Raw genomic sequence first — 22,277 nt, forward strand, 5'->3', positions numbered from 1 at the left:
CCGCTCGCTCGCACTCCGAGCCCCCGGTGCCCGCCGCCGCACACCGCTTCGAAGGAATCGACACCCGCATGACCCCGGACCCGTCCGCCGCGCCTCCCGCCCCGACCCCCCAGCCACCCCGCTCCGCCGCGTCCGCGCCGGCGGTCGCTCCCGTCGCCGAGTCGCTCACCGGAGCGCAGGCGGTCGTCCGCTCGCTCGAGATGCTCGGGATCGAGGACGTCTTCGGTCTGCCCGGCGGCGCGATCCTGCCCGTCTACGACCCGCTGATGGACTCGTCGAAGATCCGCCACATCCTGGTCCGCCACGAGCAGGGCGCCGGCCACGCGGCCGAGGGCTACGCCGCGGCGACCGGCAAGCTCGGCGTCTGCATCGCGACCTCCGGGCCCGGCGCGACCAACCTCGTCACGGCGATCGCGGACGCCTACATGGACTCCGTGCCGATGCTCGCGATCACCGGCCAGGTCTTCTCGACGCTGATGGGCACCGACGCCTTCCAGGAGGCGGACATCGTCGGCATCACGATGCCGATCACCAAGCACTCCATCCTGGTCACGCGCCCCGAGGACATCCCCTCGGCGCTCGCCTCCGCCGTGCTGATCGCGACGACGGGCCGCCCCGGCCCGGTGCTCGTCGACATCACCAAGGACGCGCAGCAGGACGCGGCGCCGTTCGTCTGGCCGCCGAAGGTCGACCTGCCCGGCTACCGCCCGGTGACGAAGGCGCACGGCAAGCAGATCCAGGCCGCGGCGCAGCTGCTGGCCGAGGCGAAGAAGCCCGTGCTGTACGTCGGCGGCGGCATCATCCGCGCCCGTGCGGCTGCCGAGCTCCTGGCATTCGCCGAGGCCTGCGGTGCTCCCGTCGTCACGACGCTGATGGCGCGCGGCGCGTTCCCGGACTCGCACGAGCAGCAGCTGGGCATGCCCGGCATGCACGGCACCGTCCCCGCGGTGCTCGCGCTGCAGGAGTCGGACCTGATCCTCGCGCTCGGCTCGCGCTTCGACGACCGGGTGACCGGCAAGGCGGCGCTCTTCGCGCCCAACGCCAAGGTCGTGCACGTGGACATCGACCCGGCCGAGATCTCCAAGATCCGCACGGCCGACGTGCCGATCGTCGGCGACCTCAAGGACGTCCTGCCGGACCTCACCGACGCGTTCGCGAAGGCGATCGACGGCGCCGCGCCCGACACCGCCGACTGGTGGACTTACCTCAAGGGCCTGCAGGAGGAGTTCCCGCTCGGCTACACCGAGCCGGTCGACGGCCTGCTGTCCCCGCAGTACGTGATCAAGCGGATCGGCGAGATCACCGGACCCGAGGGCGTCTTCGCCTCGGGTGTCGGCCAGCACCAGATGTGGGCGGCGCAGTTCATCAAGTACGAGCGCCCCAACTCGTGGCTCAACTCCGGCGGCGCCGGCACGATGGGCTACTCCGTGCCCGCGGCGATGGGCGCCAAGGTCGGCGAGCCGGACCGCACGGTCTGGGCGATCGACGGCGACGGCTGCTTCCAGATGACCAATCAGGAGCTCGCCACCTGCACGATCAACGACATCCCGATCAAGGTCGCGGTGATCAACAACTCCTCGCTCGGCATGGTGCGCCAGTGGCAGACCCTGTTCTACGAGGGCCGCTACTCGAACACCGACCTCAACACGGGGCACGACACCGTCCGGGTGCCGGACTTCGTGAAGCTCGCGGAGGCCTACGGCGCCCTGGGCATCCGGGTCACCAAGCCGGAGGAGATCGACGCGGCCATCGAGCTGGCGATCGCCACCAACGACCGGCCGGTCGTCATCGACTTCGTGGTCAGCCGCGACTCCATGGTGTGGCCGATGGTCCCGCAGGGCGTCTCGAACAGCTACGTCCAGTACGCCAGAGACCACAGCCCGACCTGGGACGACGAGGAGTAGACCGCATGACCCACCACGTTCTCTCCCTGCTCGTCGAGGACAAGCCGGGACTGCTCACCCGCGTCGCGGGGCTGTTCGCGCGCCGCGGCTTCAACATCGAGTCGCTGGCCGTCGGGCCGACCGAGCTCGAGGGGCTCTCGCGCATCACGGTCGCCGTGGACGTCGAGGACCTGCCGCTCGAGCAGGTGACCAAGCAGCTGAACAAGCTGATCAACGTCATCAAGATCGTCGAGCTCGATCCCGACCAGTCGGTGCACCGCGAGCACCTGCTCGTGAAGGTGCGCGTCGACAACGTCACCCGCTCGCAGGTGCTCGAGGCCGTGAACCTCTTCCGCGCCCGCGTGGTCGACGTCGCGACCGACGCCCTGGTGATCGAGGTCACCGGCGACTCCGGCAAGACCACCGCGTTCCTCCGGGTCATCGAGCCCTACGGGATCAAGGAGATCGCCCAGTCGGGCCTGCTGGCCATCGGCCGCGGCTCGAAGTCGATCACCGAGCGCGTCTTCAAGAACTGACGGCCCCGCGCCGTCCCCTCTGCTCCGCCCACTCCACAACCAGAAAAGGAAGCATCACGTGACCGAGCTCATCTACGACGCCGACGCCGATCTCTCCATCATCCAGTCCAAGAAGGTCGCGATCGTCGGCTACGGCTCGCAGGGCCACGCGCACGCGCAGAACCTCCGCGACTCCGGAGTCCAGGTCGTCATCGCTCTCAAGGAGGGGTCGAAGTCGACCGCCAAGGCCGAGGACGACGGGTTCGAGGTCAAGAGCGTCGCCGACGCCGCCGAGTGGGCCGACCTGATCATGATCCTCGCGCCGGACCAGCACCAGCGCGCCATCTACAGCGAGCAGATCGCGGACAAGCTGACCGAGGGCAAGACGCTCGCCTTCGCGCACGGCTTCAACATCCGCTTCGGCTACATCGAGGCCCCCGCGGGCGTCGACGTGATCCTGATCGCGCCGAAGGCCCCCGGCCACACCGTGCGCCGCGAGTTCGTCGCCGGCCGCGGCATCCCGGACATCATCGCCGTCGAGAACGACGCGACCGGCACCGCTTGGGAGACCGCGAAGTCCTACGCGAAGGCCATCGGCGGCACCCGCGCCGGCGTCATCAAGACGACCTTCACCGAGGAGACCGAGACCGACCTGTTCGGCGAGCAGGCCGTGCTCTGCGGCGGCACCTCGCAGCTCGTCCAGTACGGCTTCGAGACCCTCGTCGAGGCCGGCTACCAGCCCGAGATCGCCTACTTCGAGGTGCTCCACGAGCTCAAGCTGATCGTCGACCTGATGTGGGAGGGCGGCATCGCCAAGCAGCGCTGGTCGGTCTCCGACACGGCCGAGTACGGCGACTACGTGTCGGGCCCCCGCGTCATCGACCCGAGCGTCAAGGAGAACATGAAGGCCGTCCTGGGCGACATCCAGAGCGGTGCCTTCGCGAAGCGCTTCATCGCGGACCAGGACGCGGGAGCGCCCGAGTTCCAGGAGCTGCGCGCCAAGGGCGAGAAGCACCCGATCGAGGAGACCGGCCGCGAGCTGCGCAAGCTCTTCGCCTGGAAGCAGACCGACGAGGACTACACCGACGGCAGCGTCGCGCGCTAGTCGCCCGCTCGGACGGACCTCGGAGCCCCGGGCCGTCGACGGACACCGCTTCTGCGGTGGACGTCGGCGGGGCCGGGGCTCCGTCGCGTCCGGGGGCGCTCGGCGCGTCCGCATGCTGGTCGAGCAGCCCCGGAGGGGCGTATCGAGACCCGCCATCGCCGGCGCGGGTGGTCTGCAGACCCTCGTTCCGGCGGGGGTGGATCTCGATACGCCCGCTGCGCGGGCTACTCGATCAGCATGAAACTGGGCGTTCCTCGCATGCGGTTCGTCCATGGAGGTCGGCAGGCCCGTGTTCTGGCGGGGGTGGATCTCGATGCGCCCGCTTCACGGGCTGCTCGATCAGCAGGCGGACCGTGGGGGAGCTCACGGGGCACGCGGGTAGCGTGGGGCGGATGGAGCGACGGGCACGGCGGCTGCGGCAGTGGGACGAGGGCGTGGCGGCGGCGCGGGACGGGCTGTCGTGCGAGGTGTCGGCGGGGATCGTGCTGTGCGGGCTGGCCGGCGGTGGGCTCGCGGCGGCGCTCGCGCTGGCGTCCGGGGGGATCCTCGAGTCGGCGCCGGTCGCGCTGCGGACGGTCACGGCCCTCGCGCTCGCGCTGATCACCGGCACGGTCCTCGTGGCGACCGCCACCGCCCTGCGGCGACGGACGGAGGCCGCGGGAGCCCGCTTCGCCCGCGCCGCGTGGCCGGTCCCCGCCGACCTCGGCCGGGACGACCTCGCGGAGACCGCCGATCTGCCGTTCGACGTGCGCCTGCCGGAGGACGCGCTCTCGCCGGCCGACCTCGTCGGCATCCTCGCGCCGTCGCGTGCGGCACGGGCCGAGGCGAGGAGGAGGGCGGCCACGCGGGATCTGCGGGCCCACTCCCTCCTGTTCTCGGCGCTCTCGCTCGTCGGCATCGTCCTCGCGCTCGCCGGCGTGCTGCTGATGATCGCGGCGATCGCCCTGCAGGGCTCGGAGGGGGCCGTCGTCACCGCGGCGGTCGTCGTCGCGGCCGGAGCTGCGGCCGGGATCGGCTCGTCCCAGGCGAACGGGCTGCCGCTGGCGGTGCTGCGCGCGTCCGACGCCGCCCTGGCTCGGAGCCGTGGGCTGCTGGTCGAGCGCTGGCCGGGGGATCTCGAGGAAGGACCGCTGTCGGTGCGCGGGGGAGTGGCGGCGATCGACCGCCGTCGGCTGACCGGACCGGCGCGGAGGCCGGCGCCGTCGAGCGCGGGTGCGGGACGGGTGGCGCCGATCGTGATGCTCGCGGTGGCGCTGCTGCTGGTGGCGGGACTGCCGCTGCTGTCCTAGCGGCCGGCGCTTCGGGATCGGGCGACTCGTCGCGCAGAACATCAGCGGAGAGTGCTGCTCATCGCCGATGGCGGATGACGAGTGCTCTCGGCTGATGTTCTGTGCGTGAACGCTCGTCAGCGGGCGGCGTCGCGGGCGAGGCGGCGCAGGCCGCCCTTGGGCGGGACGAGCACGGGCTCCGGCCAGCGCGGGGAGAGGTGGTCGCCCAGGGTCACCCGGCGGATCTTCCGGCCGACGAGGGGGAGCACCCAGTCGTGCGCCCAGCGGTACTGGTCGCGCAGCAGCTCGCGCGGCGTGAGCGGCTCGGGCGGGTCCCACGGGCCGGCGGAGATGGTGTGCGGCACGCCGAGGACGTCCAGCACCTGCGCGGCGAGCACGCGGTGCCCGCGCTTGGAGAGGTGCATCCGGTCGCTCGACCACATCGCGGCGTCGCGGAACGCCTGCATCCGCCAGTAGTCGACGAGGACGGCGCCGCGCTCGCGGGCGATGCGGCGGACGGCGCTGTTGTAGACGCGGTTGCGCTTCACGAACATCCGCGGGGCGGGCAGCCCGGGGATGTCGAAGCCGGTGAAGAGCACGAGCGACGCGCCCGTCGTCGCCAGGGCGTCGACCAGGTGCTCGTAGCCGTCGATCAGCACGCGCATGTCGGTGCCGAGGTCGAGGATGTCGTTGCCGCCGGCGTAGAGGGTGACGAGGGTCGGCCGCAGCTCGAGCGCGGGCGTCAGCTGCTCCGCGGTGATCTGGGCGAGCCGCTTGCTGCGGATCGCGAGGTTGGCGTACTCCCAGCCGGGTTCGGCGCGGGCGAGCCGGTCGGCCACGCGGTCGGCCCAGCCGCGCACGCCGTTGGGCAGGAGCCGGTGCGGGTCGCCGACGCCCTCGGTGAAGGAGTCGCCGATCGCGACGTAGCGGCGCCGGCCAGCGTCCACCGCGCGCTCGTCCGTCCCCGACTGCTCCGCCATCCCCGAAGGGTCGCCCGCCGGGGAGGCCGGGCGGTGACGCCGCGGTGGCGGGGAGGTGTCGGGCTGCTCCGAGCCGACGGCGAGGCCGCGCGGCTAGGGTGTTGCGGTGATCGACAGCAGACCCGAGGACGACCGGGACGACGACGCGCTCAGCTGGGCGGGCGAGGGCGGCGACCCCACCCTGGTGGCGGGCGACGCTCCGGTGCGACGCCGGACGCCCCGTGCGGTGCGCTCGGCTCCGGAGATCCGCCAGGCGCGCGAGGGCGACGTCGACGAGCTGCCGGAGGAGCTCCGCGAGGACGACGACGAGCTGGAGGACGACGACCCGGATGATGACGACGAGCGCGACGCCGCGGACGCGGCTGCCGCCTCCTCCGTGCTGCTGGTCGCGATGGGCGTCGCCGCGGGTCTGTACCTGCTCTGGACGATCGGCTGGATGATCACCGCGACGCGGCAGAACGCCACGGTCGCCGGCACGTTCGCGGGCGACCCGCTCGGCGGCGGACTCTACGGGCTCGGACTCTGGCTCGCGGTCGCGGGGCCGGCGGCCTGGTTCGCCGCCGTGCTGCTCGGCACTCGGAGCGCCCGCACGCGCACCCGGGTGCTCTGGCTGATCGCCGGGCTGATCCTGCTGGCCCCCCTGCCGTTCCTGAAGGGGGCGTGATGAGCGACAGCGCATCGACCGACTCCGCCGCGACCGACTCCGTCGCAACCGACTCCGCCGAGACCGGGAGCACGGTGAAGGCGACCCTCGGCGGGACCGGACACCGTGACGGCCGTCGGAAGCGCCTCCTGCTCTCGGTGCTGATCGCCGCGGTCTTCGCTCTCTTCTTCGCCTGGGACGTCTGGGAGGGGATCGGCAACCTCGTCGGCCTGCGCACCTACGCCGCCACGCTCGGCACCGACCTGAACGGCACGGGCTGGACGGTGCTGCTGCTCGGGCTGGCGCTGCCGGTGGTCTGCTTCGTGCTGGCACTGATGCTCGGCCGCCGGCGCGGGCTCCTGGCGCGGACCGGGCTGCTGTTCGCGGCGCTCTGCCTCTCCGCGGCGCTGTCGCTCGACGTGCAGCTGATCCTCGGATTCGAGAGCCTCGTCTCGCTCTAGGCCGCCGTCGCGCCCGCCGTCGAGGCCGGGCGTCACACGGCCGGGGACGGCTGCGGGCCTCCGCTACAGTGGCGGGGGCTCCACCGGCCCTCGTGCTCGGTGCCCGCTCCGTCCCCTCTCCGAAGGAAGCGCCTCTCGTGACTAAGCCGGTCGTCCTGATCGCCGAAGAACTCTCGCCCGCCACCGTGGACGCCCTCGGTCCCGACTTCGAGATCCGCTCCGTGGACGGCACCGACCGACCCGCGCTGCTCGAGGCGCTCGGCTCGGCCGACGCGATCCTGGTCCGCTCCGCGACGCAGGTCGACGCGGAGGCGATCGCCGCGGCGCCCTCGCTGAAGGTCGTCGCGCGCGCCGGCGTGGGCCTCGACAACGTCGACATCACCGCGGCGACCGCCGCGGGCGTCATGGTCGTGAACGCGCCGACCTCGAACATCATCTCGGCGGCCGAGCTCACCGTCGGCCACATCCTGAGCCTCGCCCGTCACATCCCGGCGGCGCACAGCGCGCTCGCGCAGGGTCTCTGGAAGCGCTCGAAGTACACCGGTGTCGAGCTCTACGAGAAGACCGTCGGCATCATCGGCCTGGGCCGCATCGGCGCGCTGATCACCGCGCGCCTGCAGGCCTTCGGCGTGAACGTCGTCGCCTACGACCCCTACGTCACCAGCGCCCGCGCGCAGCAGCTCGGCGTGACGCTCCTGCCGCTCGAGGAGCTCCTCGCGCAGAGCGACTTCATCACCATCCACATGCCGAAGACCCCGGAGACCACCGGGATGATCTCGGACGCGCAGCTCGCGCTGATGAAGCCGACCGCCTTCCTGGTGAACGTCGCCCGCGGTGGGCTGATCGACGAGGACGCGCTGCACCGCGCGCTCGTCGCGAAGACCATCGCCGGCGCCGGGCTCGACGTGTTCGTCAAGGAGCCGCCGACCGACTCGCCGCTGCTCGCCCTCGAGAACGTGGTCGTCACTCCGCACCTCGGCGCGTCGACCGACGAGGCGCAGGAGAAGGCGGGCGTCTCGGTCGCGAAGTCGGTGCGGCTCGCGCTCTCGGGCGAGCTCGTGCCGGACGCGGTGAACGTCGCCGGCGGCGTCATCGACCCGTACGTCCGCCCGGGCATCCCGCTGGTCGAGAAGCTGGGCCAGGTCTTCTCCGGCCTCGCCGCCTCGCCGGTCACGTCGATCGACGTCGAGGTGCGCGGCGAGCTGGCCGGCTTCGACGTCAAGGTGCTCAAGCTCGCGGCGCTCAAGGGCGTCTTCAGCAACGTGGTGTCGGAGACGGTGTCGTACGTCAACGCGCCGGTGCTCGCGGAGCAGCGCGGCATCGAGGTGCGGCTGATCACGGACGCGGTCTCGGACGAGTACCGCAACGTGATCACGCTCCGCGGCGCCCTCTCGGACGGCTCGCAGATCTCGGTCTCGGGCACGCTGACCGGCACCAAGCAGGTCGAGAAGCTCGTCGCGATCAACGGCTACGACGTCGAGGTGCCGCTCGCGAAGCACCACGTGGTGATGAGCTACGTCGACCGTCCCGGGATCGTCGCCGTCTACGGCCGCGAGTTCGGCGAGGCCTCCGTCAACATCGCGGGCATGCAGATCGCGCGCACCGAGGCGGGCGGCAAGGCCCTCTCGGTGATCACGATCGACTCGCCGGCGCCGGACGGACTGCTGGAGAAGGTCCGCGTCGCGATCGACGCCGACCTGATGCAGGAGATCGACATCACCGAGTAGGTCCGAGCGCGGCGGAGGAGACGGCAGCATGGAGCGCAGGTTCGCCCAGGTCGACGTGTTCGGCGCGGAGCCGTTCCTCGGCAACCCGGTTGCGGTGGTCGTCGACGGCGACGGCGTGTCCGACGCGTCGATGGCCGTGTTCGCGCGCTGGACGAACCTGTCGGAGACGACGTTCCTGCTGCCGCCGACGTCGCCCGAGGCCGACTACCGGCTGCGGATCTTCACGCCGCGGCGCGAGCTGCCCTTCGCGGGGCACCCGACGCTCGGCAGTGCGCACGCGTGGCTCGCGGCCGGCGGAGTGCCGCGCGAGTCCGGGGTGCTGGTGCAGGAGTGCGCGGCCGGGCTCGTGCGGCTGCGGGTGACGGCGGGGGCGATCGCGTTCGCGGCACCGCCGCGGCAGCGCACAGGGCCGGTGGACGAGCCGACGCTGGCGCGCGCGGCGGCGGCGCTGGGGCTCGCGCGCGAGGAGATCCTCGGGCACGAGTGGGCCGACAACGGGCCGGGCTGGCTGGCGCTGCGGCTGGAGTCGGCGGAGCGGGTTCTCGCGATCCGGCCGGACTCGGCGCGGCTCGGCGGGCTCGCCGTCGGCGTCGTCGGGCCGCATCCCGCGGGTGCGGAGTGCGCCTTCGAGGTGCGGGCGTTCATCCCGGACGCGGGCGTGGCGGAGGACCCGGTGACGGGGAGTCTCAACGCGGGGATCGCTCAGTGGCTGATCGGGGCCGGGCTCGCGCCCGAGCGGTACGTCGCGGCGCAGGGGACGGCGATGGGGCGCGCGGGACGCGTGCTCGTGGAGCGCGTGGGGGACGACGTGTGGATCGGCGGGGCGACGGCGACGCTGATCGAGGGGTCCGTGCGGCTGTAGGCGGCGGGTCTCGATACGCCGGCCTGCGGCCGGCTACTCGACCAGCATGCCCGCCGGCATGGCATGGCAGCGCGTGGCAGGCGCATCAGCCGCTGCTCCTTGCATGCTGATCGAGTAGCCCGCGGAGCGGGCGTATCGAGATCCGGCGTGCTGGCGGTGATGGGTCTCGATACGCCGGCCTGCGGCCGGCTACTCGACCAGCATGCTCCACGGCCTGCGGCCGGCTGGTCGACCAGCATGCCCACGTCCTGCGGACGGCGGGTCGACCAGCAACGAGGGCGGGCGGCCGCGACTGCGGACGCTCCTCAGACGGTCGCGGATGCGGCCGCTCCACCGGCGGCGGGGACGGCGCCGCTCCTCCGGGGTCAGCTCGGGAGGAGGCGGGCGATGACGGCGAGGACGTCGGCGGCCTCGCCGCGGGGGCTGTCGCCGGTGGGGAGCAGGGCGGAGTTGTAGTAGAGGCCGTCGCTCAGCAGGACGATGGCGCGGGCGACCAGGGGGTCGCCGACGGCCTCGGCGACGACGGCGTACCAGCTGTCGTGGATGCGGGCGAGGCCGGCGCTCGCGCGCTCGTCGTGCCCCTGGGCCACGCGCGAGACGGCGAGGATGGTGCGGTCGAAGGGGGTGTCCGCGGCGAACGAGGTGCGGATCAGGTACGGGACGACGCCCTCGTCGGACGTGCGGATCCGGTCGATGTCCTCGGCGAGGCGGTCGTCGAGCCGTCCGACGAGTCCGTCGACGAGGGCGTCCTTCGAGGGGAAGTGGTACAGCAGCCCGCCCTTGGAGACTCCGGCGGCCTTCGCGACGGCGTCGAGGGTGGCCGAGCGCTCGCCCTGCTCGATCAGCAGGGCCTCGAACGCGTCGAGGACGCGGTCGCGGGCGGGGGCGGCGGGCATGGGCTCCATCCTAGGGACGGATCCCGGTTCCGCCCCTGGCTACTGTACCGGCTGGACGGTATACTCGGTGGCGATCACCCCGTTCGAGAGAGAGCACCACTGTGTCCGCCCGCACCGCACCCGTCACCACCGTCACGACCCCCGGCCCCGCCTCGCGCGCCGCCGTCGAGCCCGACGGTCGCCGCGTCGGCCGCCGCGCCTGGTTCGCGCTGGCCGTGCTGATGCTGCCGGTGCTGCTCGTCTCGGTCGACAACACCGTCCTCAACTTCGCGCTGCCGCTGATCGCGGAGGACCTCGGTCCCTCCGGCACCGAGCTGCTCTGGATCGTCGACGCCTACCCGCTCGTGCTCGCCGGACTGCTGGTGGCGATGGGCAGCCTCGGCGACCGGGTCGGCCGGCGGAAGCTCCTGCTGATCGGCGCGGTCGGCTTCGCGGTGGTCTCCGTCGCGGCGGCCTTCGCTCCGACGGCCGGCGCGCTCATCGCCGCCCGCGCGGCGCTCGGTCTCTTCGGCGCCACCCTGATGCCCTCGACCCTCTCCCTCCTGCGCAGCCTCTTCCCGAACCGCGACCAGCGCCGGATGGCGATCGCGATCTGGGCGACCGGGTTCGCGGTCGGCTCGGCCGTCGGCCCGCTGGTCGGCGGCGTGCTGCTGGAGAACTTCCCCTGGGGCTCCGTGTTCCTGCTCGCGGTGCCGGTGCTGCTGCCGCTGGTGGTGCTCGCGCCGATCCTGGTGCCGGAGTCGCGCGACCCCAAGCCCGGGCCGGTCGACGTCGTCAGCATCGTGCTGTCGCTCGCGACGATGGCGCCGATCGTCTACGCGATCAAGTCGGCCGCCGAGCACGGGATCGACGCGGTCGCGGTGCTCTCGCTCGTGGTCGGCGTCGTGAGCGGCGTGCTCTTCGTGCGCCGGCAGCAGCGCCGCGAGGTGCCGATGCTCGACCTCTCGCTCTTCCGCCGCGGCTCGTTCAGCGCGGCCATCCTGGTCAACCTGCTCAGCGTCGTCGCGCTGGTGGGCGGGCTGTTCTTCGTCTCGCAGCACCTCCAGCTCGTCGTCGGCCTCTCGCCGCTCGAGGCGGGGCTCGTGCTGGTGCCGGGACTCGTCGTGATGATCGGCGCGGGGCTCGGCGTGGTGCCGATCGCCCGGCGGATCTCGCCGCGAATCGTGGTGCCGGCCGGACTCGTGATCTCGGCGGTCGGCTACGCGCTGCTCGCCATCGGCAGCGCGGCGCCCGGCGGCGCCTCCGCGCTGACCGTCGCGGTCTCGTTCGCCTTCCTCGGCCTCGGGATCGGCGCGGCCGAGACGGTCTCCAACGAGCTGGTGCTCGCGAACGCGCCCGCCGACAAGGCCGGGTCCGCCTCGGCGGTGTCGGAGACGGCGTACGAGCTGGGCGCGGTGCTCGGCACGGCGACGCTCGGCACGGTGCTGACGGCCGCCTACCGGAGCGGCGTGGTGCTGCCCGACGGCCTCGACGCCGGCCAGGCGCAGCGCGCGGGGGAGACCCTGGGCGGGGCGGTCGCGGTCGCGGGCGAGATCCCTGCGGAGTCGGCGTCGAGCCTGCTCGCCTCGGCCGGAGCCGCGTTCGACGCGGGCGTCGGCTGGTCGGCCTGGATCGGCGTCGGACTGGTGCTGCTCGCCGGTGTGGTGGCGGCCTGGCGCCTGCGCCGGAGCTGACGCGGCGCGACCGGCGCGGGCGGCGGCCCGAGAGTACGCTGGGCTGGTCTCCTGCCCCGCACGCTCGAGTGCTCCGCGCGCCCAGTCCTCTGGACGCGCAGCGCTCCGGCCCGTGCCCCCCGCACGTCTGAGGACCGCCATGACCCGCACCGTGAAGCTCGCCGTCATCCCCGGAGACGGGATCGGACCGGAGGTGATCGCCGAGGCCGTGAAGGTCCTCGACGCCGTCACCGCCGACTCCGACCTGGTGATCGAGAAGACGCCGTTCTCGCTCGGCGCCGGCCGGTTCCTCGAGACCGGCGACGTCCTCACCGACGAGGACCTCGCCTCGATCTCCGCGCACGACGCGATCCTGCTCGGCGCCGTCGGCGGCGTGCCCGGCGACCCGCGCCTCAAGGACGCGAACATCGAGCGCGGGCTGCTGCTGCGCCTGCGCTTCGCGCTCGACCACTACGTCAACCTCCGCCCGACCCGCCTCTACGCGGGCGTGCCGTCGCCGCTGTCGGCGCCCGGCGAGGTCGACTTCGTCGTCGTCCGCGAGGGCACCGAGGGGCCGTACGTCGGCAACGGCGGGTCGATCCGCCAGGGGACGCCGCACGAGATCGCGAACGAGGTCTCCGTGAACACGGCCTACGGCGTCGAGCGCGTCGTCCGGCACGCCTTCGAGCTCGCCCGCAAGCGCCGCTCGAAGCTGACGCTGGTGCACAAGACGAACGTGCTGGTCTTCGCGGGCTCGCTGTGGAAGCGGCTCGTGGACGAGGTAGGGGCCACCTACGAGGACGTGGCCGTCGACTACCTCCACGTGGACGCGGCGACGATCTTCCTGGTGACCGATCCTGCTAGGTTCGACGTCATCGTCACCGACAACCTGTTCGGCGACATCCTGACCGATCTGGCCGGCGCGATCAGCGGCGGCATCGGACTCGCGGCCTCGGGCAACATCAACCCCGACGGCGCGTTCCCCAGCATGTTCGAGCCGGTCCACGGATCCGCGCCCGACATCGCCGGGAAGCAGCTCGCCGATCCGACCGCCGCGATCCTGTCGGTGGCGCTGCTGCTCGACCACCTGGGTCGCGGCGACGAGGCCGCCCGCGTGACGGCGGCCGTGACCGCCGACATCGAGTCGCGCGACGGCACCCCGCGCTCCACGGCCGCGATCGGCGACTCCGTCGTCTCGCGGCTCCGCTGACCCTCCTCTCCGGCCCCCGCCCCCGGGCCCCACGCCACTCCAGGAAGAACCCCTCATGACCGACACCCTCCCCGCGCAGGACCTCGCCTTCGAGGTGACCGCCAATCCCGCGCCCCGCTCCGACGAGGAGCGCGCCCGCATCCTCGCGAACCCCGGCTTCGGGGTCCACTTCACCGACCACATGGTCGACATCCGCTGGTCGCGCGCCGGCGGCTGGGACCAGGCGCGCGTCGAGCCGTACGGCCCGATCCAGCTCGACCCGGCCGCGGCCGTGCTGCACTACGCGCAGGAGATCTTCGAGGGGATGAAGGCCTACCGCCACGCGGACGGCTCGATCTGGACCTTCCGCCCGGAGGCGAACGCCGGCCGGCTGCAGCGCTCCGCCCGCCGGCTCGCACTGCCCGAGCTGCCGACCGAGCTGTTCGTCGAGTCGCTGCGTCAGCTGATCGCGGCGGACGGCGCCTGGGTGCCGTCCGAGCCGGAGACGAGCCTGTACCTGCGGCCGTTCATGTTCGCCAAGGAGGCGTTCCTCGGCGTGCGCGCGGCCGAGGAGGTCGGCTACTACGTGATCGCGAGCCCGGCCGGCGCCTACTTCTCCGGCGGCGTGGCCCCGGTGTCGATCTGGCTGTCGACGTCCTTCGCCCGCGCGGGCAAGGGCGGCACGGGAGCGGCGAAGACCGGCGGCAACTACGCCTCGTCGCTGCTGCCGCAGCAGGAGGCGTACCAGCACGGCTGCGCGCAGGTGCTCTTCCTCGACTCGCAGGAGTCGCGCTGGATCGAGGAGCTCGGCGGCATGAACGTGGTGCTGGTGAAGAAGGACGGCACGCTCGTCACGCCGGAGTCGGACTCGATCCTCGAGGGCATCACCCGCGACAGCGTGCTGCAGCTGGCCGAGGACCGCGGTCACCGCGTGGAACGCCGCCAGGTGTCGATCGACGAGTGGCGCGACGGGGTCGAGTCCGGCGACGTGGTGGAGGTGTTCGCCTGCGGGACCGCGGCGGTCATCACGCCGATCGCCGAGCTCAAGGGCGACGGCTTCTCGGTGGGCCACGAGGGCGCGCCGGCCGGCGCGCTGACGATGTCGCTGCGCGAGGAGCTGACCGACATCCAGTACGGACGTCGCGAGGACACGCACGGCTGGATGACGAGGTTGGACGCATGAAGATCGCACGATTCGCCACGCAGCGCTCCGGAGACAACGGGGGCGCGATCCACTTCGGGATCCTGGACGAGGACGACCTGGTCGTGCTCGCCGGGGACCCGATGTTCGCGGGCTTCGAGACCACGGGGGAGCGGATCCCGCTCGCCGAGGCGAAGCTGCTCGCGCCGGTGATCCCGCGCTCGAAGGTGATCGGGATCGGCAAGAACTACTCCGACCACGCGGCCGAGATGGGCGGCGACGCTCCGGCCGAGCCGCTGATGTTCCTCAAGCCCAACACCTCGGTGATCGGGCCGGACGAGGCGATCGTGCTGCCCGAGGACAGCCAGCAGGTGGAGTTCGAGGGCGAGCTCGCGGTCGTGATCGGGGCGATCGCGCGGAACGTGCGGGCGGAGGACTACGAGGACGTCGTCTTCGGGTACACGATCGCGAACGACGTCACGGCGCGCGACCTGCAGAAGTCGGACGGGCAATGGGCCCGGGCGAAGGGCTACGACACGTTCTGCCCGATCGGGCCGGTCATCGAGACCGAGTTCGTCTGGAACGAGAGCGCGCTGGAGACGCGGGTGAACGGACGGCGGCTGCAGTCCGGGAACACCGGCGACATGATCCACGGGGTGCCCGAGATCATCGCCTACGTCTCGCGGGTGTTCACGCTGCTGCCGGGCGACATCATCCTGACCGGGACGCCCGCCGGCGTCGGGCCTATCGCCAACGGCGACACGGTCGCGATCGACATCGAGGGCATCGGCACGCTCTTCAGCCCGGTGGTGTCCCGAGCCTGACGCGTCTCCGCGAGATGCCACTTGTGCACGCCTTTCACGGCGTGTCGCGCGCACAAGTGGCATCTCGCGGTTCTTGGCGGGCTCGAGTCAGCCGGCAGAGGCGCGTTCGTCGGTGACGGGGCCGTCGGTGTCGTCCGGGAGGTCGGCGTCGCCGGAGACGGTGTCGCCGGCGCTGTCGCCCTCCGTGACGGTGTCGGAGACGCCGCGGTCGATGGCGGTGCCTCCCGGAGCGGCGCCCGCGGCGCTCGCGTCGGACGCGTCCTCGCCGGGCAGCACGGTCTGGGCGCCGCCGGTGTTCGGGGTCAGGTCGGACTCCTGCTCGGGCAGGTCCTCGTTCACGTTCTCGGGCACGGGGGCTCCTCTCGTTCGTCGTTCCATCGGAGCACGCGGGTGACTGCGGGCGGCAGGGTCTTGACACCGTCGGGGAGCGGCCGGTCTCGATACGCGCCTGCGGCGCTACTCGACCAGCATGATCCGGCGCTGCGGCTCCGCAGATCGAGCTGCCGCCTTCGTGCTGATCGAGCAGCTGCGGTCATGTTGATCGAGTAGCCCGCGGCGCGGGCGTATCGAGATCCACCCGCGTCGGAACAGGAGTCTGCAGGCCCGCCCTTCTGAGGACGGTGGGTCTCGATACGCGCCTGCAGCGCTACTCGACTAGCAGGGGGGCGCTCCGGCGCTCTGCGACCGGCGCGGGGCGGGGCGGTGGCTTCACCGTGCTCCCCGGAGCTGTCAAGTGGAGACGCTCGGCGGGGGCGGAGTCGTAGCGTCGAAGCATGAGCTCGTCCCGCACGACCCGCAGTTCCGATACCACCGCCACGAAGAAGACCACTGCCACGACGACCGCCGCCGCTGAGAAGAGCCGCGCGAAGAAGACCACCGCGAAGAAGACTGCCACGAAGAAGATCACGCGCAGCAGCGTCGATCGGATCGCTCGCGAGGACTTCGGCTGGACGTCGCTGCTGCCGGGGCAGCGCGAGGCCATCGAGTCGGCCGCCGCGGGCCGGGACACGCTGCTGGTGCTCGCCACGGGCGGTGGCAAGTCCGCCGTGTACCAGATCGCCGGCGCCGAGCGCAGGGGTGTCGTGCTCGTCGTCTCGCCGCTCGTCGCGCTGCAGGCCGACCAGCTCGCCTCGATCGAGGCCGCGCCGGCTGCGCCGCCCGCCGTCGCCATCAACTCCGCGCAGGGCACCGCCGCCGTCGCGCGGGCCTGGGAGCGCATCGACGAGGGCGGCCCGCTGTACGTGCTGCTCGCTCCGGAGCAGCTGGCCAAGGAGGAGAACGTCGCCCGGCTCGCCGCGGCCGGCGTCTCGCTCCTGGTCGTCGACGAGGCGCACTGCGTCTCCTCCTGGGGCCACGACTTCCGCCCGGACTACCTGCGGCTCAAGGACGTCCGCAGTGCGCTGGGCGAACCGCCGGTGCTCGCGATGACGGCCACCGCCTCCCGGCCGGTGCGCGAGGAGATCATCGACCGGCTCGGCATGACCGACCCCGAGGTGCAGGTGCACGGGGTCGACCGCCCCGAGATCCGCCTCGTGGTGCACCGCCACGAGAGCGAGAACGAGAAGCGCGCGGCCGTGGTCGAGGAGGCGCGCAGCTGGACGGCGCCGGGGCTCGTCTATGTCGCCACGCGCAAGGAGACCGAGACCTACGCGGCGGAGATCGCGGACTCGGGCCGGAGCGTCGCGGCGTACCACGCGGGGCTCAAGACGAGCGAGCGGCGCGCGGTGCACGAGCGCTGGCGCGACGGCGAGCTCGACGTGGTGATCGCCACCTCCGCCTTCGGGATGGGGATCGACCGCGCCGACGTGCGCTACGTGCTGCACGCGACGACGACCGAGTCGCTGGACGCCTACTACCAGGAGATCGGGCGCTCGGGGCGCGACGGCGAGCCCGCGACCGGTGCGCTGCACTACCGGCTCGAGGATCTGGGGCTGCGGCGCTTCTTCGCCAAGCGCCGGGTCGAGCCGGCCGCGTTGCGCGTGGTGTGGGCGGCCGTGTCCGACAGGCCGGGCGTCCAGGTCGAGGAGTTGGCGGAGGCGCTGGGCAAGTCGCCGCGCACTGTCGCGCGGCTGGTCAACGACCTCGCCGAGGCGGATCTGCTCGAGACCGAGGGCGGCCTGCGGGCCGTGAGCGACGCCGGCGGGGACGACGCGGTGCGCGCGGTGAAGGAGGAGCTCGCCTCGCGCGAGCGGATCGCCGAGTCGCGGCTGTCGATGATGCGGGCCTATGCGGAGACCTCGCAGTGCCGGCGGCGCGTGCTGCTGGACTACTTCGGCGTCGAGGGTCCGGAGTGGTGCGGCAACTGCGACGGCTGCGAGCGGCACGAGGCGCGCCAGGAGGCGGCCGACGAGGCGGCGTCCGCGGCTCCTGCCGATGCGCCGCTGAGCGTCGACGAGGCCGTCGAGCACCGCGAGTGGGGTGCGGGGACCGTCATGAGCGTCGAGGACGACCGCGCGACGATCTTCTTCGAGTCCGAGGGCTACAAGGTGCTCTCGTTCGCGGCACTGGAGTCCGGCGTGCTGAAGGAGCGGGAGATCGTCTCGGCCTGAGTGCGGCCGGGCGGGGTCTCGATACGCCGTCCTGCGGACGGCTACTCGACCAGCATGGAAGGGCAGCATCACCGGAGGTGCGACCTCGTGATGCGGGGCTGCTCGGCCAGCATGGAGGGGAGCCGCACCGCAGGTGCGGCCTCCACGCGCGAGATGCCACTTGTGAGCGGGCGACACGGCGTGTCGCGCTCACAAGTGGCATCTCGCGGAGGGGGGTCAGACGTTCGAGACGGCGGAGCTCACGTCGGTGGGCTTGTCGTAGTCGCCGGCCGGGATGGCGCGGAGGGCGTCGAGGACGTCGCTGTCGGCGCCCTCCTTCTCGGCGGTCTCGACGATCGTGTCCTTCGAGGCCGGGTAGTCGATCCCGGAGAGGTACTTCTGGACCTGGATCGGGTTGGGGGCATCCATCGTGCTGTCCTTTCGTCGTTCGGTCAGTGCTGGTGCTCTTCGGTGAAGAGCCGGTCGAAGGCGTCCACGCGCCGGTCGGTGACCGTCGTGGGCGTCTCGAGGTGCACGGCGCCGCTGGGGACGAGCCCCGCGCCGCCGAAGCGCTCCATGACGCGCCACTGCGCGGCGACGTCCTCGCCGCTGTGCTCCGGGGGCAGCTGCTCCCAGAAGTCGAACCCGCCGCAGGCGACGAGCGCCTCGCGACGGTAGAGCACGCACGCGCCGAGCCAGGCGACGCGGTAGGCGCGCCAGGCGCCCTCCGGCACGTCCAGGCGGGCGGCGACGTGAGTGAGGTTCGCGGCGTTGTGCAGCGGCCAGCGCTCGAACTCCGGCGTCCCGCGGCGGATCCGCTCGGGCTGCACGCCGTCGTCCCAGGGCTCGAAGGCGGTCTGCTCGTGCGGCCGCTCGTCGCCGAGGTAGGACAGCCCCTGCACGGCCGAGCCGACGAAGCCGCAGCCGAGGCGCCCGAGCGCCTCGTGCAGCCGCGCCAGCGTGCCCGGCTCGAGCCAGACGTCGTCGTCGAGGTAGAGGACCGCGGGGGCGGTCGCGAGCGAGAGGAGGTAGTGCCGCTGCTCCGCGAGGCCGCGCCGGGGGAGGTGCCGGCGCACGAGTGGAGCGCGGCCCTGCGCGGCGAGGATCCGCAGCATCGAGACGACGGTCGGGTCCGTCTCCGTGACCGCGGTGTCCGACTGATCGCTGACGACGACGCGGAACGGCGGATCGTCCTGCGCCGCGAGGCCCGCGAGGGTCGCCGCCAGCTCGGCCGAGCGGCCGGCCGTCGGGATCAGGACGTCGACGGCCGGGGTCTCCGGGGGCAGGTCGCGCCCCCAGAGCCCCGACCAGCGGCGGCTGCTCACGGCGCCGACGACGAGCGGATGCGCTGGACCATCTCGGTCGTCGAGTGCTCGGAGACGTAGCCCACGGTGGTGACGGTCCCGCCGTAGGAGCGGACGACCACCGCCTCCGCGAGCATGTCGGGGGCGTAGTCGCCGCCCTTCACGTAGACGTCGGGCTGCACGCGCTCGAGCAGCGGGATCGGGGTGTCACCGCTGAAGAGCGTCACGTAGTCGACGCAGCCCAGCTCGGCGATGACGCCCGCGCGGTCGCCCTCGGGGTTGATCGGGCGGCCCTCGCCCTTCAGCCGGCGGACGGAGTCGTCGTCGTTGACGGCGACGACCAGCACGTCGCCGAGCTCGCGCGCCTGACGGAGGTAGGCGGTGTGGCCGCGGTGCAGGACGTCGAAGCAGCCGTTGGTGAAGACGATGCGGCGGCCGCGGCGGGCCTCCTCGGCGAGCACCTCGACCAGTCCGTCCTCGCCGAGCACGACAGCGCCGGGCGCGGCGAGCGAGGCGAGCAGGTCGTCCGCGGTGCAGACGGAGGTGCCGGGGCGCTGCACGACGACGTCCGCCGCGGCCTGCGCCAGGTCGACGGCGGTCGCCAGCGAGCGGCCGGCGGCGAGGGCGAGGGTCGCGGTGGCGGCGAAGGTGTCGCCGGCGCCCGAGGCCTGCTTCTCCTCGGCGGGCTGGGCGAAGGTGCGGCTGACGGTGCCGTCGGCGTCGAGCGCGGTCGAGCCGTCGCGGTCGAGGGTGACCACGACGTGGCGGGCGCCGGAGCGCTCGCGGAGGAGGCCCGCCGCGGCGCGGACGGCGGCGGCGCGCTCGGTGCCGCGGCCGAGCGGGGCGCCGAGGAGACGCTCGGCCTCCTTCGCGTTCGGGGTGACCAGGTCGGGCGCCGCGAAGGCCCAGTCGGCGAGCTCGTGCGCGTCGATCACGAGGAGGCCGGGGCGCTGCGCGGCGAGCACGCGCTCGACGGCCTCGCGGAGGATCCCGGAGCCGTAGTCGCAGACGAGCACGGCGTCGGCGCCGTCGGCCGCGCGGACGGCGGCCTCGGCGAGCTCGTACAGCTCGCGGTCGGACGGGCGGTGCGGGCCGGAGTCGACGCGCAGCATCACGCTGTCGCCGCCGACGACGCGGGTCTTGATCGTGGTCGCGGCGTCGCTCCGGACGATCGCGCCGGTGTCCAGGCCCGCGCGCTCGAGCGCGGCGAGGAGGCGGTCGCCCTCGGGGTCGCGTCCGGCGACGCCGACCGTGCGGACGACGGCGCCGAGCGCGCAGAGGTTCGCCGCGGTGTTGGCCGCGCCGCCCGCGACGTCGACGACGTCCTCGAGGCGCAGCACCGGGGCGGGGGCCTCGCGGGTGACCCGCTCCGCCTCGCCGAGCCACCAGGAGTCGAGGATGAGGTCGCCGACGACGGCGACGACCGGCGGCCGCTCGCGCACGTGCGCGACCAGCGCGCTCGCCCGCTGGAGCGCGGAGCCCTCGAGGCTCATCGCCCGGCGCCGGGGAGCACGGGGAGGCCGAAGTGCACGACCGTGGTGGTGGTCATCTCGTCGAGCAGCTCCGGGCCGTAGCCGAAGCCCGAGCCGCTGGTGCCGCGGGGCTGCGCGCTGCCGCCGGGGGCGCCGCCGAAGACGCCGTTGATCTTGACGGTGCCGACCGGGAGGGTCGCCGCGGCGCGGTGCGCGTGCTCCATGTCGGCGGTGAGCACGGTGGCCGCGAGTCCGTAGGGACCGGCGGCGGCGCGGGTGAGCGCCTCGTCGAAGTCGTCGACGACGAGGACGGGGGCGACGGGGCCGAAGGTCTCCTCGGTCATCACCAGCATCTCGTCGGTGCAGTCGGCGAGGACGGTGGCGGGGTAGAAGGTGCCGTCGCCGGGCTCGCCGCCGGTGAGGATGCGGGCGCCGTCGCGGACGGCGGAGGTGACGTGCTCGTGCACGGCGTCGCGCATCCGGGCGTCGACCAGGCGGGGGAGCGGGCCGTCGCGCCAGCGCTCGGCCTCGACGACCAGTGCGGCGGTGAAGGCCTCGGCGACGTCGCGGTGCACGTAGATCCGCTCGACGGAGGTGCAGATCTGGCCCGCGTTGGCGAAGGCGCCGAGGGCGGCCTGCTCGGCGGCCCAGACGGGGTCGACGTCGCGGTCGACAACGAGCGCGTCGTTGCCGCCGTTCTCGAGGATGGTGTGCGCGCCGGTGACGGCGGCGATCCGGGCGAGGGCACGGCCGGTGGCGGTCGAGCCGACGTGCGCCAGGACGTCGACGCCGTCGGTGCGGGCCAGGGCGTCGCCCACGGCGCCGTCGCCCTCGACGAGGGTCAGCACGCCCTCGGGCAGGGCGTCGGCGAGCAGACGGGTGAAGAGGGCGCCGGTGCCGGGGCTGCGCTCGCTGGGCTTGTGCACGACGACGTCGCCGGAGACGATCGCGGCGCCGAGCATGCCGGCGGCGACGGCGACCGGGTCGTTCCAGGGGGTGAGCGCGAGGACCACGCCCCGCGGGTGCGGCAGGGCGAGGTCGACGTTGAGGGCGCCGCCGCGCAGGCTCTTCCCACGGTGCAGGGGGCCGAGCTCGGCGTACTGCAGCAGGGTGTCGACGCCGGCGCGGACGCCGCCGAGGGCGTCACCGGCGGGCTTGCCGGTCTCCTCGGTGTTGAGGTCGGCGAGCTCCTGCTCGCGGGCGGCCACGCGGTGGGCGGCGGCGCGCAGCAGGGCGCCGCGCTCGGCGGGCGCGGTGGCGGCCCAGGCGGGGAAGGCGGCGCGGGCGCGGGAGACGGCGTCGGCGGCGAGGTCGGCGGTGGCGCCGGTCGTGCCGGCGGCGGGGGTCGCGGTGTCGATGGTCACGGTCACCTCTCGGTCGGAGGCGTCCGCAGGGGTCGCGGACGCACGTGCAGACGTCCGGTACCCGCGCGGCGGCGGCTCAAACGGATACCGCCGCAGAACATCAGCTGAGAGGGCGACTCACCGCCGATGACCGATGAGAGCCCGATTCAGCTGATGTTCTGCATCCGCCGCGCGGGTCAGGCGGGGCCGAGGCGGTTGACGGCGGCGGTGATCGCGGGGGCGCTCTCGCCGTCGGGCCAGCGGAGGGTCACGCCCTCGCCCGGGACGATTCGGTTGATCGCCGCGGTCGTGCTGAGCGGCTTCCCCATCCGCGAGGCGCCGGGACGGTCGGCGGTGAGCATCGCAAAGCTGGGGGAAAACTAGTGTTCGCCGGCGATCTCAATTTCGGCGGATCAGCCCGCGATCCCGCACTACTTCATGCGGACCTCTCTCGAGGCGGTGTTGACATTGATGCAGAGGTCTG

At 73.0% G+C, this 22,277-nt stretch carries 21 protein-coding genes; 13 read left to right on the top strand and 8 right to left on the bottom strand.

The window, feature by feature from the left end:
* The first annotated feature begins 68 nt into the window (after positions 1 to 68).
* The 4 genes from EDF45_RS17110 (at position 69) to EDF45_RS17125 (ending at position 4,792) form a co-directional block, all read left to right on the top strand.
* Positions 69 to 1,904 carry an acetolactate synthase large subunit gene (locus EDF45_RS17110; RefSeq protein ID WP_123737269.1) on the top strand — a complete coding sequence of 612 codons (1,836 nt, stop codon included), beginning with the start codon at positions 69 to 71 and terminating at the stop codon, positions 1,902 to 1,904.
* Positions 1,905 to 1,909: 5 nt separating this feature from the next.
* Positions 1,910 to 2,419: an acetolactate synthase small subunit gene (gene ilvN / locus EDF45_RS17115; protein ID WP_123447978.1), complete on the top strand. Its 510-nt coding sequence runs from the start codon at positions 1,910 to 1,912 to the stop codon at positions 2,417 to 2,419.
* 58 nt (positions 2,420 to 2,477) lie between these two features.
* Positions 2,478 to 3,503, top strand: a complete 1,026-nt coding sequence (ilvC, locus tag EDF45_RS17120; RefSeq protein WP_123737268.1) for a ketol-acid reductoisomerase — start codon at positions 2,478 to 2,480, stop codon at positions 3,501 to 3,503.
* Positions 3,504 to 3,895: 392 nt separating this feature from the next.
* Positions 3,896 to 4,792, top strand: a complete 897-nt coding sequence (locus EDF45_RS17125; protein WP_148060322.1) for a hypothetical protein — start codon at positions 3,896 to 3,898, stop codon at positions 4,790 to 4,792.
* A 116-nt stretch (positions 4,793 to 4,908) separates the two neighbouring features.
* On the opposite strand, the gene EDF45_RS17130 is transcribed toward EDF45_RS17125, so the two are convergent.
* Entirely contained in the window at positions 4,909 to 5,751 is an 843-nt protein-coding gene (locus EDF45_RS17130) for an SGNH/GDSL hydrolase family protein (protein ID WP_123737266.1), read from the bottom strand.
* Between the two features lie 106 nt (positions 5,752 to 5,857).
* Here EDF45_RS17130 and EDF45_RS21390 point away from each other — a divergent pair, with 106 nt between their 5' ends.
* From EDF45_RS21390 to EDF45_RS17155, 4 genes are all read left to right on the top strand, one after another.
* Entirely contained in the window at positions 5,858 to 6,415 is a 558-nt protein-coding gene (locus tag EDF45_RS21390) for a hypothetical protein (RefSeq protein WP_185020245.1), read from the top strand.
* Positions 6,415 to 6,855, top strand: a complete 441-nt coding sequence (locus EDF45_RS17145; RefSeq protein WP_123737265.1) for a hypothetical protein — start codon at positions 6,415 to 6,417, stop codon at positions 6,853 to 6,855. The genes EDF45_RS21390 and EDF45_RS17145 overlap by 1 nt, the downstream gene beginning before the upstream one ends.
* Before the next feature lie 137 nt (positions 6,856 to 6,992).
* Positions 6,993 to 8,582, top strand: a complete 1,590-nt coding sequence (gene serA / locus EDF45_RS17150; RefSeq protein ID WP_123447972.1) for a phosphoglycerate dehydrogenase — start codon at positions 6,993 to 6,995, stop codon at positions 8,580 to 8,582.
* 28 nt (positions 8,583 to 8,610) lie between these two features.
* Positions 8,611 to 9,444 (top strand): PhzF family phenazine biosynthesis protein, encoded by an 834-nt coding sequence (locus EDF45_RS17155; RefSeq protein WP_123737264.1) that lies wholly within the window; start codon positions 8,611 to 8,613, stop codon positions 9,442 to 9,444.
* A 365-nt stretch (positions 9,445 to 9,809) separates the two neighbouring features.
* Here the strand turns inward: EDF45_RS17155 and EDF45_RS17160 are convergent, their stop codons facing one another.
* Positions 9,810 to 10,340, bottom strand: a complete 531-nt coding sequence (locus tag EDF45_RS17160) for a TetR/AcrR family transcriptional regulator (protein ID WP_123447970.1) — start codon at positions 10,338 to 10,340, stop codon at positions 9,810 to 9,812.
* Between the two features lie 101 nt (positions 10,341 to 10,441).
* Here EDF45_RS17160 and EDF45_RS17165 point away from each other — a divergent pair, with 101 nt between their 5' ends.
* The 4 genes from EDF45_RS17165 (at position 10,442) to EDF45_RS17180 (ending at position 15,146) form a co-directional block, all read left to right on the top strand.
* Positions 10,442 to 12,013 carry an MFS transporter gene (locus EDF45_RS17165; protein ID WP_260312268.1) on the top strand — a complete coding sequence of 524 codons (1,572 nt, stop codon included), beginning with the start codon at positions 10,442 to 10,444 and terminating at the stop codon, positions 12,011 to 12,013.
* Positions 12,014 to 12,152: 139 nt separating this feature from the next.
* Positions 12,153 to 13,202 (top strand): 3-isopropylmalate dehydrogenase, encoded by a 1,050-nt coding sequence (locus EDF45_RS17170; RefSeq protein WP_123734015.1) that lies wholly within the window; start codon positions 12,153 to 12,155, stop codon positions 13,200 to 13,202.
* A gap of 55 nt (positions 13,203 to 13,257) precedes the next feature.
* Positions 13,258 to 14,364: a branched-chain amino acid aminotransferase gene (locus EDF45_RS17175; protein WP_123734014.1), complete on the top strand. Its 1,107-nt coding sequence runs from the start codon at positions 13,258 to 13,260 to the stop codon at positions 14,362 to 14,364.
* On the top strand, positions 14,361 to 15,146 hold the full coding sequence (locus tag EDF45_RS17180) for a fumarylacetoacetate hydrolase family protein (RefSeq protein WP_123447967.1): 786 nt from the start codon (positions 14,361 to 14,363) through the stop codon (positions 15,144 to 15,146). Before EDF45_RS17175 ends, EDF45_RS17180 begins: the two co-directional genes overlap by 4 nt.
* Before the next feature lie 87 nt (positions 15,147 to 15,233).
* Here the strand turns inward: EDF45_RS17180 and EDF45_RS17185 are convergent, their stop codons facing one another.
* On the bottom strand, positions 15,234 to 15,497 hold the full coding sequence (locus EDF45_RS17185; protein ID WP_123737263.1) for a hypothetical protein: 264 nt from the start codon (positions 15,495 to 15,497) through the stop codon (positions 15,234 to 15,236).
* A gap of 422 nt (positions 15,498 to 15,919) precedes the next feature.
* Between EDF45_RS17185 and EDF45_RS17190 the strand changes: the two genes are divergently transcribed.
* Positions 15,920 to 17,695, top strand: coding sequence for a RecQ family ATP-dependent DNA helicase (locus tag EDF45_RS17190; RefSeq protein ID WP_123737262.1), 1,776 nt, complete (start codon positions 15,920 to 15,922; stop codon positions 17,693 to 17,695).
* A gap of 216 nt (positions 17,696 to 17,911) precedes the next feature.
* On the opposite strand, the gene EDF45_RS17195 is transcribed toward EDF45_RS17190, so the two are convergent.
* The 5 genes from EDF45_RS17195 to EDF45_RS21395 form a co-directional block, all read right to left on the bottom strand.
* Positions 17,912 to 18,103 (bottom strand): DUF2795 domain-containing protein, encoded by a 192-nt coding sequence (locus tag EDF45_RS17195; protein ID WP_123737261.1) that lies wholly within the window; start codon positions 18,101 to 18,103, stop codon positions 17,912 to 17,914.
* 23 nt (positions 18,104 to 18,126) lie between these two features.
* The gene (locus EDF45_RS17200) at positions 18,127 to 18,999 is read right to left on the bottom strand and encodes a glycosyltransferase family 2 protein (protein WP_221181144.1); all 873 of its coding nucleotides are present in this window, start codon (positions 18,997 to 18,999) and stop codon (positions 18,127 to 18,129) included.
* Positions 18,996 to 20,471, bottom strand: a complete 1,476-nt coding sequence (gene rfaE2, locus EDF45_RS17205; RefSeq protein WP_123737260.1) for a D-glycero-beta-D-manno-heptose 1-phosphate adenylyltransferase — start codon at positions 20,469 to 20,471, stop codon at positions 18,996 to 18,998. Before rfaE2 ends, EDF45_RS17200 begins: the two co-directional genes overlap by 4 nt.
* Positions 20,468 to 21,814 carry an aldehyde dehydrogenase gene (locus tag EDF45_RS17210; protein WP_374204769.1) on the bottom strand — a complete coding sequence of 449 codons (1,347 nt, stop codon included), beginning with the start codon at positions 21,812 to 21,814 and terminating at the stop codon, positions 20,468 to 20,470. Before EDF45_RS17210 ends, rfaE2 begins: the two co-directional genes overlap by 4 nt.
* Before the next feature lie 176 nt (positions 21,815 to 21,990).
* The gene (locus tag EDF45_RS21395; protein ID WP_185020246.1) at positions 21,991 to 22,155 is read right to left on the bottom strand and encodes a hypothetical protein; all 165 of its coding nucleotides are present in this window, start codon (positions 22,153 to 22,155) and stop codon (positions 21,991 to 21,993) included.
* Positions 22,156 to 22,277: the final 122 nt, after the last annotated feature.

This window comes from Rathayibacter sp. PhB186 (assembly GCF_003751825.1).
GTDB classification, from domain to species: Bacteria; Actinomycetota; Actinomycetes; order Actinomycetales; family Microbacteriaceae; genus Rathayibacter; species Rathayibacter festucae.

Coding starts and splice junctions, on each gene's coding strand:
- EDF45_RS17190 (WP_123737262.1), top strand. CDS start 15,920: ATGAGCTCGTCCCGCACGACCCGCAGTTCCGATACCACCGCCACGAAG.
- ilvN (WP_123447978.1), top strand. CDS start 1,910: ATGACCCACCACGTTCTCTCCCTGCTCGTCGAGGACAAGCCGGGACTG.
- EDF45_RS17110 (WP_123737269.1), top strand. CDS start 69: ATGACCCCGGACCCGTCCGCCGCGCCTCCCGCCCCGACCCCCCAGCCA.
- EDF45_RS17125 (WP_148060322.1), top strand. CDS start 3,896: ATGGAGCGACGGGCACGGCGGCTGCGGCAGTGGGACGAGGGCGTGGCG.
- EDF45_RS17145 (WP_123737265.1), top strand. CDS start 6,415: ATGAGCGACAGCGCATCGACCGACTCCGCCGCGACCGACTCCGTCGCA.
- EDF45_RS17175 (WP_123734014.1), top strand. CDS start 13,258: ATGACCGACACCCTCCCCGCGCAGGACCTCGCCTTCGAGGTGACCGCC.
- EDF45_RS17160 (WP_123447970.1), bottom strand. CDS start 10,340: ATGCCCGCCGCCCCCGCCCGCGACCGCGTCCTCGACGCGTTCGAGGCC.
- EDF45_RS17170 (WP_123734015.1), top strand. CDS start 12,153: ATGACCCGCACCGTGAAGCTCGCCGTCATCCCCGGAGACGGGATCGGA.
- EDF45_RS17180 (WP_123447967.1), top strand. CDS start 14,361: ATGAAGATCGCACGATTCGCCACGCAGCGCTCCGGAGACAACGGGGGC.
- EDF45_RS21395 (WP_185020246.1), bottom strand. CDS start 22,155: ATGCTCACCGCCGACCGTCCCGGCGCCTCGCGGATGGGGAAGCCGCTC.
- EDF45_RS17195 (WP_123737261.1), bottom strand. CDS start 18,103: ATGGATGCCCCCAACCCGATCCAGGTCCAGAAGTACCTCTCCGGGATC.
- EDF45_RS17155 (WP_123737264.1), top strand. CDS start 8,611: ATGGAGCGCAGGTTCGCCCAGGTCGACGTGTTCGGCGCGGAGCCGTTC.
- rfaE2 (WP_123737260.1), bottom strand. CDS start 20,471: ATGAGCCTCGAGGGCTCCGCGCTCCAGCGGGCGAGCGCGCTGGTCGCG.
- EDF45_RS17130 (WP_123737266.1), bottom strand. CDS start 5,751: ATGGCGGAGCAGTCGGGGACGGACGAGCGCGCGGTGGACGCTGGCCGG.